This window comes from Streptomyces albiflavescens, from assembly GCF_014645835.1.
Classification (GTDB): domain Bacteria; phylum Actinomycetota; class Actinomycetes; order Streptomycetales; family Streptomycetaceae; genus Streptomyces; species Streptomyces albiflavescens.
Genome location: NZ_BMMM01000001.1, coordinates 301638 through 317387, shown reverse-complemented (window position 1 = coordinate 317387; position 15750 = coordinate 301638). Strand labels below are relative to the sequence as shown.

13 protein-coding genes are annotated in these 15750 nt (G+C 69.7%); 9 read left to right on the top strand and 4 right to left on the bottom strand.

What is annotated here, in order from left to right:
* Position 1 precedes the first annotated feature (1 nt).
* From IEY95_RS01400 to IEY95_RS01375, 6 genes are all read left to right on the top strand, one after another.
* A complete protein-coding gene (locus IEY95_RS01400) occupies positions 2 to 1072 on the top strand; it encodes an ABC transporter ATP-binding protein (protein WP_189183938.1) in 1071 nt (356 codons plus the stop codon).
* A gap of 49 nt (positions 1073 to 1121) precedes the next feature.
* On the top strand, positions 1122 to 2435 hold the full coding sequence (locus IEY95_RS01395; RefSeq protein ID WP_189183937.1) for a flavin monoamine oxidase family protein: 1314 nt from the start codon (positions 1122 to 1124) through the stop codon (positions 2433 to 2435).
* Entirely contained in the window at positions 2428 to 3861 is a 1434-nt protein-coding gene (locus IEY95_RS01390; protein ID WP_189183936.1) for an aminobutyraldehyde dehydrogenase, read from the top strand. The genes IEY95_RS01395 and IEY95_RS01390 overlap by 8 nt, the downstream gene beginning before the upstream one ends.
* 405 nt (positions 3862 to 4266) lie before the next feature.
* Positions 4267 to 5751: an InlB B-repeat-containing protein gene (locus IEY95_RS01385; protein WP_189183935.1), complete on the top strand. Its 1485-nt coding sequence runs from the start codon at positions 4267 to 4269 to the stop codon at positions 5749 to 5751.
* Positions 5752 to 6281: 530 nt separating this feature from the next.
* Positions 6282 to 8144 (top strand): ABC transporter ATP-binding protein, encoded by a 1863-nt coding sequence (locus IEY95_RS01380; RefSeq protein ID WP_189183934.1) that lies wholly within the window; start codon positions 6282 to 6284, stop codon positions 8142 to 8144.
* A complete protein-coding gene (locus tag IEY95_RS01375; RefSeq protein ID WP_189183933.1) occupies positions 8141 to 9055 on the top strand; it encodes a serine/threonine-protein kinase in 915 nt (304 codons plus the stop codon). Before IEY95_RS01380 ends, IEY95_RS01375 begins: the two co-directional genes overlap by 4 nt.
* Positions 9056 to 9107: 52 nt before the next feature.
* Here the strand turns inward: IEY95_RS01375 and IEY95_RS01370 are convergent, their stop codons facing one another.
* Positions 9108 to 9860, bottom strand: coding sequence for an anti-sigma factor family protein (locus IEY95_RS01370; RefSeq protein ID WP_189183932.1), 753 nt, complete (start codon positions 9858 to 9860; stop codon positions 9108 to 9110).
* Positions 9850 to 10437, bottom strand: coding sequence for an RNA polymerase sigma factor (locus IEY95_RS01365; RefSeq protein ID WP_189184594.1), 588 nt, complete (start codon positions 10435 to 10437; stop codon positions 9850 to 9852). Before IEY95_RS01365 ends, IEY95_RS01370 begins: the two co-directional genes overlap by 11 nt.
* A gap of 386 nt (positions 10438 to 10823) precedes the next feature.
* On the opposite strand from IEY95_RS01365, the gene IEY95_RS01360 reads away from it, so the two are divergent.
* On the top strand, positions 10824 to 11384 hold the full coding sequence (locus IEY95_RS01360) for a heme-binding beta-barrel domain-containing protein (protein WP_189183931.1): 561 nt from the start codon (positions 10824 to 10826) through the stop codon (positions 11382 to 11384).
* An 84-nt stretch (positions 11385 to 11468) separates the two neighbouring features.
* Here the strand turns inward: IEY95_RS01360 and IEY95_RS01355 are convergent, their stop codons facing one another.
* On the bottom strand, positions 11469 to 11894 hold the full coding sequence (locus tag IEY95_RS01355; RefSeq protein WP_189183930.1) for an ATP-binding protein: 426 nt from the start codon (positions 11892 to 11894) through the stop codon (positions 11469 to 11471).
* 197 nt (positions 11895 to 12091) lie between these two features.
* On the opposite strand from IEY95_RS01355, the gene IEY95_RS01350 reads away from it, so the two are divergent.
* Positions 12092 to 12859 carry an IclR family transcriptional regulator gene (locus IEY95_RS01350; RefSeq protein WP_189183929.1) on the top strand — a complete coding sequence of 256 codons (768 nt, stop codon included), beginning with the start codon at positions 12092 to 12094 and terminating at the stop codon, positions 12857 to 12859.
* Between the two features lie 39 nt (positions 12860 to 12898).
* Positions 12899 to 14413 (top strand): glycerol kinase GlpK, encoded by a 1515-nt coding sequence (glpK, locus tag IEY95_RS01345; RefSeq protein ID WP_189183928.1) that lies wholly within the window; start codon positions 12899 to 12901, stop codon positions 14411 to 14413.
* 162 nt (positions 14414 to 14575) lie between these two features.
* Here glpK and sbnA read toward each other — a convergent pair whose 3' ends face one another.
* On the bottom strand, positions 14576 to 15664 hold the full coding sequence (gene sbnA, locus IEY95_RS01340) for a 2,3-diaminopropionate biosynthesis protein SbnA (protein ID WP_189183927.1): 1089 nt from the start codon (positions 15662 to 15664) through the stop codon (positions 14576 to 14578).
* Positions 15665 to 15750: the final 86 nt, after the last annotated feature.

Genomic DNA, 15750 nt, shown 5'->3' with positions numbered 1-15750 from the left:
CATGGACGCGATCCCCGCTGTCCGGCTCGACGGCGTCTCCAAGCAGTTCGCCGATTCCTATGCCGTCCACGACGTGAGCCTCGACATCGACGCCGGCCACTTCTTCTCGCTGCTGGGCCCGTCGGGCTGCGGCAAGACCACCTCGCTGCGGATGATCGGCGGGTTCACCGACCCGACCGAGGGGGCCGTCGTGCTCGCGGGCGAGGACGTGACCGCGCTGCCGCCCAACAAGCGCAACGTCAACACCGTCTTCCAGAGCTACGCCCTGTTCGACCACCTGAGCATCGAGGACAACGTCGCCTTCGGCCTCAAGCGCAGCGGCGTGGCCAAGGCCGAGATCCGGCAACGGGTGGGCGAGATGCTGGACCTGGTCCAGCTCGACGGGCTCGCCCGGCGAAGGCCCCGCACCCTCTCCGGCGGCCAGCGCCAACGCGTCGCCCTCGCCCGCGCCCTGGTCAACCGCCCCGCCGTGCTGCTGCTCGACGAGCCGCTGGCCGCCCTGGATCTCAAGCTGCGCCGGCAGATGCAGGTGGAGCTCAAGCAGATCCAGCGCGAGGTCGGCATCACCTTCGTCTTCGTCACCCACGACCAGGACGAGGCGCTGACCATGTCCGACCGGATCGCCGTGATGAATGAGGGCCGCATCGAGCAGTGCGGCACCCCCGAGGACGTCTACGAGCACCCCACCAGCCGGTTCGTCGCCGCTTTCATGGGCACCTCCAACCTGATGACCGGAACCTACCGGAACGGCGAGGTCGCCCTCGCCGACGGTCCCGGGCTCCCGGTCGGCCGGCGGGCCGGCATCGCCGACGGCGCCGCGGTCAGCGTGTCCGTGCGCCCCGAGAAGATCTGGCTGTCCGACTTCGAAGCGGGCATGTCGGTGCTCAGCGGCGTGATCCGCGAGACCGTCTACAGCGGCCCCACCACGACCTACCTCATCGAGCTGGCTCCCGGAGTGACGTTGTCGGTGCTCGAACAGAACACGGCCCGGTCCCGCATGGAGGACCGCTGGAGCGGCGGCGAGACGGTGGAGTTCGGCTGGCGGCCCGAGCACTGCCTCGTCCTGAGCTGACCACGCCCCGGCGCCCCTCGACCGCCCAGGAACGAAGGAACCGAAGTTGATGCATCATGACGTGATCGTGCTCGGTGCCGGACTGGCCGGGCTCGCCGCGGCCCGGGACCTCGCAGCTGGTGGCGCCGACGTCCTGGTCCTGGAGGCCAGGGACCGCGTCGGCGGCCGGGTCGAGCAGGCCCGGCTGCCGGACGGCCGCACCGTCCAGCTGGGCGGCGAAGTGGTGGGCCGCGCGCACACCGCGTACCTCGAACTCGCCGAAGAACTGGGCCTGAAGACCGTGCCCAGCTACGTCGCCGAACCCGGCCGGATGACCCGCGCCACCCCCGAGGGCCGCTCGGCCGGCGAGCCGCCGCACTGGTTCGGGCCCGGCGACGCGGCCCTGCACGAGCGGCTCACCGCGCAGTTCGTCGAGCTGGCCGACACCGTGGATCCCGATGACCCCTGGTCGCACCCGCAGGCCACCGCCCTCGACCGGCTGTCGGTCGGGGACTGGCTCCGCGCCCAGCACGCCACGCCCGCCGTCGTACGGCTGTGGAACATCGGTCAACTGGCCCTGGCCGGCGGCTCGTACGAGCGGATCTCCCTGCTCGCGGCGCTGCGCAAACACACGGCCGTCCCCAGCGGCGGCCACTACGACTACGAGGACTGGGAAGGCCTGCGCCTGGCCGAGGGCTCGGCGACCCTGGCCGAGGTCCTGGGCCGCGAACTCGGCCCACGCATCCGCCTCGGCTCACCTGTCACGTCCCTGGACGTACGGCCCGGCCGTTGCACCGTCCGCCTGGTGACCGGCGAGACGCTCACCGCGGCCGCCGTGGTCAGCGCCCTGCCCGTGGGGCCACTGCGGTCGGTCGCCGTCAGCGGCGTCGGCGAAGCGCGCCTGGCCTCGCTGCACCGCCAGCGCCAGGCGACCGCGGCCAAGTTCGCCGCCGTCTACGCCACGCCGTTCTGGCGGGACGCCGGCCTGAACGGCCTGTCCGAGTGCGAGGGCGTCCTGGGCTCCACCTGGCCGCAGAGCGAGGGCGTCCTCTCGGCGCTGGTACCGCCCGAGCGCTACGGCATCCTGCTCGGCACGCCGCCCCACCTGCGTACCCCCGAGCTGCTCGCCGAGATCGCCGGCATGTTCGGCGACGAGGCCCACCGGCCGCTCGCCTCCTACCTGAGGCTGTGGGGCACCGACCCGTGGACCCAGGGATACGTCACCCAGTGGCCGCCGGGTGAGGTGACGGCCGTCGGTCCGCTGCACGGCACGCACGAACCGCCGTTCTACGTCTGCGGCTCCGACCAGTGGGTCGCCGGTTATATGGAAGGCGCCGTCCGGACCGGCCGCGCCGCCGCCGAGGAGGCGCTGCGCCGTGGCTGACACCGGCCGCCCGAGGACCGTCCTCAACCACATCGGCGGGAAGGATCTGCCCGCCGCCTCCGGAGCCACACTGAGCCTGGTCGACCCCGCCACCGGGCAGACCGGCGGCGCGGCGCCGCGGTCCGGCGCCGAGGACGTCGACATGGCATGCCGGGCGGCCCGGGACGCCTTCGACACCTGGTCGACCACCACCCCGGCGCAGCGGCAGACGGCATTGCTGCACCTCGCCGACGCCATGGAATGTCAGGCGGACGCCCTGGTGGCCGCCGAGGTCGGCGACACCGGCAAACCGCGGACCCTGTTCACGGCCGACGAACTGCCCGCGATCCTGGACACCGTGCGCTACTTCGCCGGCGCGGCCCGGAACCTGCCGGGCGCCGCGGCCGCCGAGTACACGCCGGGCCGCACGTCGGTGCTGCGCCGCGAACCCGTCGGCGTGTGCGCCCAGATCACTCCCTGGAACTACCCGCTGATGATGGCCGTGTGGAAGATCGCCCCCGCGCTCGCCGCCGGCAACACCGTCGTCCTCAAACCGTCCGACACCACCCCGTCGTCCGCCGTGCTGCTCGCCCGTATCGCCGCCGAGCATGTGCCGCCGGGCGTGATCAACGTGGTGTGCGGCGACCGCGACACCGGCCGGGCCCTGGTCGCCCACCCGGGCGTGCGGCTGGTCGCCGTCACCGGGAGCGTCCGGGCCGGGCAGGAGATCGCCGCGGCGGCGGCCGCCGACCTCAAACGGCTCCACCTGGAACTCGGCGGCAACGCACCCGTGGTGGTGCACGACGACGCCGATCTCGAGGACGCCGTGGAGCAGTTGTCGTCGCTGGCGTTCTACAACGCGGGCCAGGACTGCACGGCCGCCACGAGGATCCTGGTCCATCACCGTGTCCACGACGCGTTTCTGGAGGCGTTCGCCCGCCGGGCAGCGCTCCAGGTGCCCGGCGGCCCCGAGGAAGAGGACGCCGACTTCGGCCCCCTCAACAGTTCTGCCCAACTCCACTCCGTGCGAGCCCTGTTGGCCCGACTGCCGGTGAACGCCGAGGTCATCACGGGTGGCGCCGCCCTCGACCGTCCCGGGTTCTTCCACCAGCCCACGGTCGTCGCCGGGGTGCGACAGGAGGACGAGATCGTGCAGAGCGAGGTGTTCGGGCCGGTGGTGACCGTCCAGCCGTTCGCCGACGAGGCCGACGCCTTCCGCATGGCCAACGGGGTGCCGCAAGGGCTCGCCGCCAGTGTCTGGACACGCGACCACGACCGGGCGATGCGCGCGGGCCGCGCCCTGAACACGGGGATCGTGTGGGTCAACACCCACGGCACCACGGTGTCGGAGATGCCCCACGGCGGAGTACGCCACTCCGGCTACGGCAGCGACCTCTCCCTCACCGGCCTGCTCGACTACACCCAGGTCAAGCACGTCATGCTCTGACCGGCAGCCGCACCTGGACCGGCCGCGCGGACGCACGTGAACCGCCGGGGATGCCGGCACCTGTCGCGGGCCGCCCCCTTCCTCGCCCACCTCCTCCGGCCGGACATGCAACGCCTCCGCCTCGCGCACCACTTGTCCCGGAGTGGTCCCGAAGAGACGTCACCGCTGCCGGACGGCGGGTGCGGTGCCGAGAGGGCGTGTCGCCCGACCGCTGTGCGTTCGTTGGCGGCCGACTGGATGAACCTCGGCACGAGATCCCTCTTGTGCGTACGTGTTCGATGACCTGGCACGTTCTTATCGGCTGATTATGGGGCGAATTTCCCCACAGAAAGGCTGACGTGCCCAATGCGTCGTTCCTTGCATACCGCCTGCGCCGCGGCGAGCGCTCTCCTCACCGCCGTGCCCATGGCCATGACCACAACCCCCGCGCTCGCCACGACGGGCTCCAAAGAGCCCTGGGTGGTGCGCAGCGCCGTGCAGCGCGCCAACGCCAAGGAGTTCGCCTCGCTCTGCGGTGAGCAGAAGGAAGGAGTGCCGGAGCTCCGCACATTCCGTCTCTTCCGCGACACCCCGAGCATCACCGCCGTGCGGGACTATTACCGCAAGGACACGGACGGGACCGTGTACTGGGACGGCCACGACCCGAAGCACCCCGAGAACACGGTCTCCCTGTCCATCATCGGAGCCTGCAAGGACAAGGACAAGGGCAAGGACAAGGGCGGGCAGGTCACCCTCGACGGCGTGATCGAGATCGGCACCAAGGACTACCTGTTCACGCCTATCCCCAAGCGGCCAGGTGAGTACTGCCTCGAGGAGATCGACACCCTGCTGCTGCCCCCCAGCGGCCAGGGAGCCGACACCGTGCCGGGGAACATTCCCAGGAACGCCAAGAAGGACACCAGGAAGGCGCCCAGGGCCGACGCCTCGAACCCCGTCGCCATCGACATCGTCGTCCCCTACACCCCGGCCACCGTCACCGAACTCGGCGGTGTCACCGAGGTGGAGGCCCGGATCCGCTACGGCGTGAGCCAGATGAACAAGGCGCTCGCCATCACCAACGTGCCGGCCAGCGTGCACGTCGTCCACTCCTACCAGACGCTCCCGTCCGGTGTGACCAACGAGGACGTCAACACCCTCCTCAACAAGCTCAACAATCCCTTTGATCTGAACATCGGCATCCCGGCCCGCGCGGCCCGGGAAACCTACGGCGCCGACCTGGTGGCCCTGCTTGCCTCCGTCCCGATCCAGAACAGCTCCGGCGCGGCCGACCTGCCGACGACCGTGAACGCCCAGAGCAGCGGGTACGCCTACTCCGTCACTAGCGTTCTGTCCGTGAAGGACTGGGACAACCTCGGCCACGAGCTCGGTCACAACCTGGGCATGAATCACGACCGCGCGACGTACATCTCCCAGGGGGGCACGCCTGCGCCCGGCGCCTCCAACTTCGGCTGGATCACCGGGGACAACGCCTACCACACGCTGATGGCCTACAACACGCCCTGCCGGCCCAACTGCAAGGTCATCAACCAGTACTCCAACACCATCAACACCACGGCCAACGGTCAGGCGCTCGGCAACGCCCAGAACAACAACGCCGGCCAAGCACAGCTCGCGACGCCCTTCGTGGCCAACTACCGCGCCTCGAAGGTGACCACCCGGCACAACCTCACCATGTCCGTCTCCCCGGCGGGCGGCGGCACCGTCACGGTCAGCGAATTCGGCCCCTACGACCCCGGCACGCAGGTGACGGTCACCGCCCGTCCTGCTGCCGGCTATGTGTTCGCGGGCTGGGAGGTCGACGGTGTGAAGCAGACCGACCCCACGACGCAGTACCAGATCACCATGAACCAGAACCGCAGCATCGTCGCGCTCTTCAACCAGGCCCCGTGACCGGACGCCCATCCCGGCGCTGAGCGGCGGGTGCAGGAGAACCGGCCGTCGGCCGTACCCATCACGGCCGACGGCCCACAGACGCCCAGGGGAGTGGAGACCCGCTCACGCCTGTCTCCACGGCTTCAGGCGCCCGCCCCGTCCCCCAGGGCCGCCTCCGTCGTCGCCACACCCGAGCCCCGCAGCCCCGGAAAGAGATCCTTCCTTTTTCCAGGAGACGCCATCCATTTCCGGCCCTGACGCGTATCTCCTACGAGGGTAATTTCAGCGGAGGAATGCAATGGCGATCTTCAGTGATCTCTTTCCTGCCAAACACCGTGACCACGGAAGGGATTCGACCTCGAGGCACGACGACAACTCGATGAGGAGGCACGGCCGCCATCGTCGTGACTCGTTCGACGATCACCATTCTGGTCGCCACGGTCACCGCGGTGACCACGGTGACCACGGTCACCGCCACTGAGGGCTGAGCGGACCGGGGCCTGGAGGACCCGGTCCGCTCCGTCGTCGAGCCACGACGGATCCTTGCCATGGTGCGTATCCCGCGGCACATTCTGCGGCGTCTGCTGTCGGTGGGCGAGGATGCCGATGCCGTGGTGGCGGCCGCGCCACCAGTGCCCCCGCGTGAGGTGTTCCGGCGTTTCTGGCCCTACACACGCGGTCGCCGGCGCTGGCTCGTCCCTCTTGTCCTCTTCAGCCTGATCGGACCCCTCGTCGACGCGGCCGAACTGTGGCTCTTCAAGATCGTGGTGGACGAGGTGCTCGTCCCACGAGATCTGAGGCCCTTCCTCTGGATCGCGCCGACCTATCTGGGACTCATCGTCGGCTCCGGCCTTCTGGGGTTCGCCGACGACCTGACGTCCACGTGGGTCAGCGAGCGGTTCCTGCTGACTTTGCGCTCCGACGTGTTCCGGCACGTCCAGGGCCTGTCGCTCGGGTTCTTCGAGCGGCGGCGGCTCGGAGACGTGCTGTCGCGTGTCACGGGTGACGTGGACGCCGTCGAGACGTTTCTGCTCTCGGGCGTCGCGGACGCGCTCTACCAGGTGATCCGGCTGGGCGTCTTCCTCGGTCTCCTCCTTTACCTCCAGTGGGACCTGACGCTCCTCGCGCTCGTCATCGTGCCGCTGTTCTGGCGCGCCGCCCGCCACTTCTCCCGGCTGATCAAGGAGGCGTCGCGGGAACGCAGACGCCGCAGCGGTTCGCTCAGCGCGGTCGCCGAGGAGTCGTTGGGCAACGTGGCCCTGGTCCAGGCGTACAACCGGCAGAACTGGGAGCAGCGCCGCTTCGAGCGCGAGAACGTCGGCAAGTTCCGCGCCGCGATGGCGTCGGCGCGGATCCATGCCGTCTACGGACCGCTCGTCGAGATCATCGAGGTGTCCGGCGCCCTTGCCGTCATGGGGCTCGGCACCTGGAAACTGGCGCAGGGCGAGCTCACGCTGGGCGGGCTCCTGGTCTTCCTGGCGCTGATCGGCAAGCTCTACGGCCCGATCCACGGCCTCTCCCGTCTCGGCAGCAGCTTCTACGCCGCGTCGGCGTCCGCCGAACGGATCATCGAGTTGCTGGACCAGCGCCCCCAGGTCGTCGAGTCCGCCGACGCCCGGCGGATCGGCCGAGCGCGGGGCGACATCGAATTCGACGGCGTGTCCTTCCGCTATCCCGGTACCGCGCGCTGGGCGCTGTCCGGTGTCTCGTTCCACGTCGCCCCCGGCGAGACCCTGGCGCTGGTCGGGGCCAGCGGGGCAGGCAAGTCCACCGTCGCCAAGCTGCAGCTCCGTTTCTACGATCCCGATCAGGGCACGGTCCGACTCGACGGGACCGATCTGCGAGATCTGCTCCTGTCCGACGTGCGGGAGAGCGTCGCGGTGGTGCTGCAGGAGACGCTCGTCTTCCACGGCACGGTGCGCGAGAACATCGCCTACGGCCGACCCGAGGCGACGGAGGCGGAGATCGTCGCGGCGGCGCGCGCCGCGGACGCCCACGAGTTCATTCAGTCGCTTCCGGAGGGCTACGACACGATGGTCGGCCAGCGCGGTCGGACACTGTCCGGCGGACAGCGCCAGCGCCTGGCGATCGCGCGAGCGGTGATCAGGGACGCGCCCGTACTGCTCCTGGACGAACCGACCACCGGCCTCGACGCGCAGTCGGGCCGCAGGATCATGGATCCGCTGCGCCGCCTCATGGCCGGACGAACGACCGTCGTCATCTCGCACAATCTGCTCACCGTCCGTGACGCCACACGGATCGTGGTGCTCGACAGCGGCCGGGTCGTCGAGTCCGGTCCGCACGACGAGCTGCTCGTGCACGGCGGGACGTACGCCCGGCTCCACCGGCTGCACGCCCTGACCGGTCCCGTGCAGGCGGGCTCCTCGTCAGCGGGAACGGTGCTGTCATGACGGACGCTCAGGCAGGACCGGTCCCGGCCTTGGCACCGGGCGCCCGTCCGGCCTCGGGTTACGAGATCCTGGGCCACCTGACGCGCACGGGATGGCTGGACCTGTACGACTCCTGGAGCGAGCAGCGGGCCTGCCGGTGCGTCATCAAGATGATGCGTCCGGACCGCCACGACGACGCGCTACTGCGGGATCGGCTGCTGCAGGAAGGCCGGTGGCTTCGGACCTTCGCCCATCCGCACCTGGTCCGCGCGTACGAGACCTTCGAGTCGCCCGAGCCGCTCGTCGTCCTGGAAACGCTCACCGGGGAGACACTGTCCCACCTCATCGATCGCCTGAGGCGCCGCCCGGCCGCCTCCGACGTGGCCCTGCTCGGTGTGCAGCTGTGTTCCGCGATCCACTACCTGCATGGTCAGGGCCTGCTGCATCTGGACCTCAAGCCGTCCAACATCGTGGTGGACTGCGGCCACGCGAAGGTGCTCGATCTGAGCGTGGCGCGGCCGCCCGGAACCGCTCCTCCCGGCGTGGGCACGTTCTGCTACCTCTCACCGGAGCAGGCGCGCGGCGGACAACTGTCGGCCGCGGCCGACGTGTGGGGCATCGGGATCACCTTGTACGAGGTGGCGGGCGGTGACGTGCCCTTCGAGCGTGGCGAGACCGCGGATGAGCCCTACGACGCGAGCACCGCGGACTCGGAGAACGACAACGGCCCGGGGGTTCGGCACGACTGGTATCCGCAGCTGGAGCAGAGCGCCCCGTCGATCGCGTCGAGGCGGCGCCTGCCGAGGGCTCTCGCCTCGGCCATCGACGGCTGCCTGGGGAACGATCCCTCGGCCCGGCCCACGGTCCCCGAGCTGGCCGCGGTCCTCGGCGCGATGCTTCCGCGCCAGGGGCTCCGCGTCGCGCACCACTGAAGCCCGGTACGGCGTCCCGCACGGCGCGCCGGCGGCTCAGGCGCCTGCCGGGTCACGTCACGTCGTCCGTCTCGAACTGGGCCGTGGCAAGCACGGTGCCGTCGGGCGACGTCAGCCGTGCGCTGGAGAGCTTTGAGGGGTCGACGGAGGCAGGGCCACCCCAGAAGCCATAGCCCTCACGCAGGGTGAAGTTGCCCACGAGGTCCACGGTGCCGTCACTGTGGGCCAGCAGGCAGGTGACCTGCCCCGTGTACGGAGTACCGGCCGCGGCGAGGTTGACCTTCATGTACATCCAGCCCGGAGATCCGGGGTAAGCGTAGATCTCACCGGTCGGCCGCTTGGGGGCGTGCGCCGAGGTCAGTCCTCCCTCCAACAGGCCCGCCTCGTTCTCGGTGGATTGGGCAGAGCCGGCCGTGGCCTCCTCGATCACGGTGCCGACCGCCCAGCCGCCGAACCCGACGGCGAGGACGAGCGCGGCCACGGCCGAGGCGACCCGCAGCCGTACCCGGCCGCGGAGGCCCATGCGGGCGATGCCGGACCCGCGGGCGGGCAGACGCCCCTCGCGCGCCGCCGCCTGGGTCAGTGCCTGCGTCACCCGGGTCTCCAAGCCGACCGGCGGCTCGCGGCCCGGCAGCAACCCGACCAGCCCGTCGCCCGCGAGGGTCAGCTGCTCGATGTACTCCCGGCAGTCCGCACAGTGGTCCAAGTGGGCGACCGCGCCGGCCCGCTCGCGGGCGGGCAGCACACCGAGAGCCAGCTCGGCGCCGAGCTCCCGCAGCTTCTCGCAGGTCACTTCACTGGACATCATTGCCTCGCTTCGGAGACGCGAGCGTGGTCCTCAGCTTTCCCATCGCCGTCCTGATGCGCGTCTTGGCGGTGCCGAGCGGGATCTTCTCCCGGTCGGCGATCTGCTGGGCCGTCATTCCGTAGATACCCGCCATCACCAGGGCACGACCCTGTTCGCGCGGCAGCTCCGACACGGCGGCCCGCAGCCGGGAGGACGCCTCGTCGGCGAGCGCGTGCTGTTCGGGTGTCTCGCTGACGACGCCCAGGATGGCGTCGAGATCTTCGGGTGCCACCGGTTCCGGCCGCCGTGTGCGGACGGTGTCGATGGCGAGGTTGTGGGCAATGGTCGTCAGCCAAGTCGTCACCGAGCCGCGGCGCGAGTCGTACATCTGCGCATGACGCCATGCACGCTCGAACGTCTGCTGGGTGATGTCCTCGGCGAGCTGTGGATCCCCGATGACGGCGATGGCGACACCGAAGACCGTGTGCTGGAACCTTCGCACGAAGGTAATGGCGAGTTCCGGGTCACCGGTGGCCAGTCCGGACAGTAGCGCCTCGTCCGGAAGGCGGCTCACCGGAACCCGGAACCCTTGCATACCCGTATATACGGTGCGCCCGCGCCAGGAGATTGCCCGCCCTTTGCGGAAGCTCATGTTCCGATTCTTCTCGCTTCGGGGCGCGGGGCGCGAATGGAGCCAGGTGCCCATGGGAGCGTCGCTCTCCGGCCCGAAGCGGGATCGCCGGCTTCGGCCTGGTCGAAGACCGTGGGTGACTCGTCAGTCGGCGGCCCAGCCCGGGACGGTCGGCAGCACCTGTTCGGCGGCGTGGAACAATGATCGTTTCGCGGCGAAACAGGAATGACGCCGCCGAACCACCGGCGTCAGGACGGCGGTGAGGGGCCCGAGGACAGCCTCACGTGCGCGTCGCCGACAACCCCCTAGGCTGCCACCCGGCATCGGCACCGACCCCAGGAGCGCGCACCGTGTTCGACCCCGCACCGGAGTACCCGTACCCCGACAGTCACCGACCGGACGAGGCCCCGGCACCGCACGCATTGCTAGAGCCCGTGCTCGGCCTCCTGGGCTCCTGGCACGGTCGGGGCCAGGGCGGGTACCCGACGCTCACCGGGGACTTCGCGTACGCGCAGGAAGTGACCTTCAGCCACGACGGGCGCCCCTTCCTGCGCTACGAGGCCCGGGCCTGGCTGCTCGACGCCGATGACGCGCCGCTGCGTCCGTCGGCGCGGGAGAGCGGCTGGTGGCGGCTTCAGCCCGACGGCCGGGTGGAGGCATTGATCACTCAGCCCACCGGCATCGCGGAGATCTTGGTCGGCCGTGCGACCGCCGGCACGGTCGATCTGTCCAGCCACGAGGTGGCCCTCGCCCCCACGGCCAAGAAGGTCGGCGCCACCCGTCGCCGCTACACGCTGACCGACGACACGCTCACGTTCAGCCACGACCTCGAGGCGGTCGGTCAGCCGATGCAGCACCATCTCTCGGCACGGCTGCGACGCGGGGGTTGTACCTCTTCAGGCGTGTCGTAGGAGGTCGAGCGCCCGAGTCGACGATGTCGCTCGGACTCGGAACGGGGAATTGCCCGCCTTGCGCCTGGTGCCAGGCGCGCACTCTCATGCCGCGAGGAGATCGGCCCACCGGGTGATCCGGCCGGAGTGGACATGTATGCCGTGCCGAGTCGCCAGTGCGTGGACGATCTCCTCGCCGCGGCCGTGCTCGTCCGGGTCGATTCCCGCGGGCGACTGTCCGGTCGGAAGCACACGTCCCGCGTCGGTGACTTCGATGCGCAGGGTGCCGAGCCCGTCGTCGCAGACCCATGACATCCGTAGCTCCGCCGGGGGCACGGCATGCACGATCGCGTTGGTGACCAGTTCCGTCACCACCAGGAGTGCGTCATCGACGATCTCGGGGCACACGTTCCAGTCGGCGAGGACTGCCCTCGCCTGTCGGCGTACGGCCGAGACGGCCCCGGTGAAATGAGGCAGCGGACAGACGTGCTCCACTACCTCCCGGGGCTTCGTATAGAGCTGTAGCGCCATGTGCTCTCCTCCGGTGACCGCTGTCGGCCGGATGCCGGGGCTCAGCGGACGTTGCCGGGCCTGAGAGCACGCTATGGAGCGCGGTGAGGCCGGTCAACGAATCACGGTCGGCATTACCGAACATCAACGGTCATTCAATGGTGAAGCACCCGCCTGCACGTAAAGCGGACCCTCCATGACGGTAATAGGCTCGTGTCATGGCCGGCCCAGTCCAGTCGATCGAACGGGCGGCGGCGATCCTGCGTCTGCTCGCCGGCGGGCCCCGTCGGCTCGGGCTCGGCGAGGTGGCGGCCTCGCTCGGACTGGCGAAGGGCACCGCGCACGGCATTCTGCGCACCCTCCAGCACGTGGATTTCGTGGAGCAGGACGCGGCGACCGGGAAGTACCAGCTCGGGGCGGCCCTGCTGCACCTCGGCACCAGCTACCTCGACGTCAATGAGCTGCGGTCACGCTCCATCAACTGGGCCGACGCACTCGCCGCCCGTAGTGGGGAAGCGGTCCGCCTGGGCACCCCCTTGGAGGGCAACGTCCTCGTCATCCACCACGTGTTTCGGCCGGACGACACGCTCCAGACCCTGGACGTGGGTTCGCTGCTCCCTCTCCACGCCTCCTCGCTCGGCAAGGTTCTGCTGGCCTTCGGGACCGCGCCCCTCGAGCCGGCCCTGGAAGTCGGGCTGGAGGCCTACACCCGGCACACCCTGGTCGTCCCGGAGCAGCTCACCCGGGCGCTCGCCGAGATCCGGGAACTCGGATGGGCCGCCGAGGTGCAGGAAATGAGCATGGGCGAGGCCGGCGTCGCCTCGCCGATCCGCGGGCACGGCGGCCTCGTGGTGGGCGCCATCAGCCTGTCCGGCCCGGTGGAGAGGATCTGCGACAGCCAGGGCCGTCCCCGGCCGAGCCTGATCACCCTGCTCCGCGAGGCCGCACGGGCGATCTCCAGAGACCTGGGAGCAACCCGCTGGTGAACCCCCGCCTCCTCGACACATCGGAAGGCAGACCCGATCATGGTTGAACGGTATGTGATGTCCATCGATCAGGGCACCAACTCCACCCGATGCATCCTGTTCGACCACCATGGGCGGCTGGTGTCGGTCGCCCAACGAGAGCATCAGCAGCATTTCCCCCGGCCCGGCTGGGTCGAGCACGACGCCGTCGAGATCTGGCGCAATCTGCAGCGCATCATGCCCGAGGCGCTGTCCGACGCCGGTGTAGGCGCCGGCGAGATCGCCGCCATCGGTATTGCCAACCAGCGAGAGACGACGGTGCTCTGGGACCGGCGGACGGGTGCGCCCCTGGGCAGGGCGATCGTCTGGCAGGACACCCGCACAGGACCGCTGGTCGAGGGCCTGAGAGACCAACCCGGAGATGAATTCTTCATCGAGCGTTGCGGTCTGGCACCCTCGACCTACTTCTCGGCGCCGCGGATCCGCTGGCTGTTCGACCATGTGAAGGGACTGGCTCAGCGCGCCGAGGACGGCGAGGTGTTGATCGGCACCATGGAGAGCTGGCTGATCTGGAACCTCACCGGGGGCGCGGGCGGCGGCCTGCACATCACCGACGTAACCAATGCCAGTCGCACCATGCTGATGAACATCCGCACGCTCACCTGGGACGAGGAGCTGCTGGCGTTCTTCGGGGTTCCGCGCCCCATGCTGCCCGAGATCCGTTCTTCGGCCGAGGGCTACGGCGATGCCGACGCGGTCCTCCCGGGGGTCCGTATCACGGCCGCCCTCGGTGACCAGCAGGCCGCCCTGTTCGGCCAGACGTGTTTCTCCCCGGGCGAGGCGAAGTGCACGTACGGAACGGGCAGCTTCCTGCTGCTCAACACCGGTACCGATGTCGTGCGGTCCCGGAACGGACTCCTCACGACCGTCGCCTACAAGATCGGGGACCAGGCCCCGGTCTACGCCCTGGAAGGTTCGATCGCTGTCACCGGCTCGCTGGTCCAGTGGTTCCGTGACCGTCTGGGACTGATCGGCAGCGCGCCGGAGATCGAGACGCTCGCGCGGACGGTCGAGGACAACGGCGGTTGCTACATCGTCCCCGCGTTCTCGGGTCTCTTCGCACCCCACTGGCGCAGCGACGCGCGCGGGGTCATCGTCGGCCTCACCTCGTACATCACCAAGGGACACCTGGCCCGAGCCGTCCTGGAGGCCACCGGCTGGCAGACACGCGAGGTCGTCGACGCCATGAACGCCGACTTCTCGGTCGCCCTGAAGCAGCTCAAGGTGGACGGCGGCATGACAGCGGACAACCTGCTCATGCAGTTCGTGGCCGACGTGCTCGACGTGCCCGTGGTGCGGCCCATGGTCTCCGAGACGGTTTCCCTCGGCGCCGCCTACGCCGCGGGCCTCGCCGCCGGCTACTGGCCGGACCTCGAAGTCCTGCGCCGCAACTGGCACCGGGCCGGCCAATGGTTGCCGGACATGGACCCCGAGCGGCGTGAGTCGGAATACGACAACTGGAAGCGAGCCGTGGAGCGTTCGCTGGGGTGGATCAAGCCGCCGAGGTCCACCTGACTCCCGGCGGCACCCGTGTTGCGCGAGTGCCGTCGGTGCGTCCCCGGTTCGAGCGCCCCCGCCCGCCCGCGTACTCGTCATGGATCACCCAGGACGAGCCGCGGTGCGGAGAGTTGCCGGGGCGCCGCCTCGAACGCGGCGTCCTGTGCTCACTCGACGGGCTCAGCAGGTCCTACGATCCTGGAACTGAGGGCGCTGTGTGCCATGGTGATCCCCGTTCGTCAGGTCCAGCCGTCGGCCCCACCGTGCGGGTGGCGTGGGGGAGGCGGCCGCCCAGGGACCGGCGGGTACCTCGTCCGACTTGAGCACGTCTTCGCCGTAGAGATCGTGCAGCCAGTTGGTCTGGTAGATGGTGTCGAGGTAGCGCTCGCCGAGATCCGGGGCGAGGGCCACGGCGGTGAGTTCGCGGTCGTCATGCCGGGCCAGCCAGCCCATGGCGCCGCTGACCACCGTGCCGGTGGAACCGCCGAACAGGAACCCGCGCCTGGCCAGTCGATGGCAGGCACGGATGGTGTCCGCCTCCTCGACCCGGATCACCTCATCCACGTAGGACTCGTCGAGCAGCGGCGGGCGCATGCTCATCCCCAGGCCGGGGATCATCCGGCGTCCCGGGGTGCCGCCGAAGGCCACCGAACCGACGCTGTCCAGCGCGATGATCCGTACCGGCCGGTGCCACTCCCGGAAGTAGCGCGCACAGCCCATCAGGGTCCCGGCCGTACCGGTCCCGAGGAACAGCACGTCCAGCTCCGGGAACTGGCGGGCGATCTCCGGCGCCGTCTTGCGGTAGTGCGCCTTCCAGTTGCTCGGATTGGTGTACTGGCTGAGCCACACGTACCGCTCATCGGAGGCGCACAGCGTGCGGACGTACTCGATCCGCGCGCCGAGGAAGCCGCCGTTGGCCTCCTGACCGGCGATGATGTGCACCTGACTGCCCAGGGCCTCCATGATCATCCTGGTCGACAGGTTGCAGCGGGAGTCCGTTACGCACAGGAACCGGTAGCCCTTGCTCGCGGCGATCGTGCTCAGAGCTACACCGAGATTTCCGGACGAGGACTCGACCAGGATCGAATCCGGCGTCAGGAGTCCATCCCGCTCCGCGGTCTCCACCATCTCGGTCGCGGCCTTCAACTTGATCGAGCCGGCGAAGTTGAAGCCCTCGCACTTCAGGAAGAGTGCGTGCCCGAAGATCGACCGAAGGTCGACATAGAGGTCCTCTTCGTTGAAGTCGTGGGGAACGGATATGACGGGCACAATGGTCTCCTCTATCTGGAGCAGAGCGCTTTCGGAAACGTCCGTCCGACCGTGAGCGGGCATCTCGCCTCGGGGGCGGGAGCCCG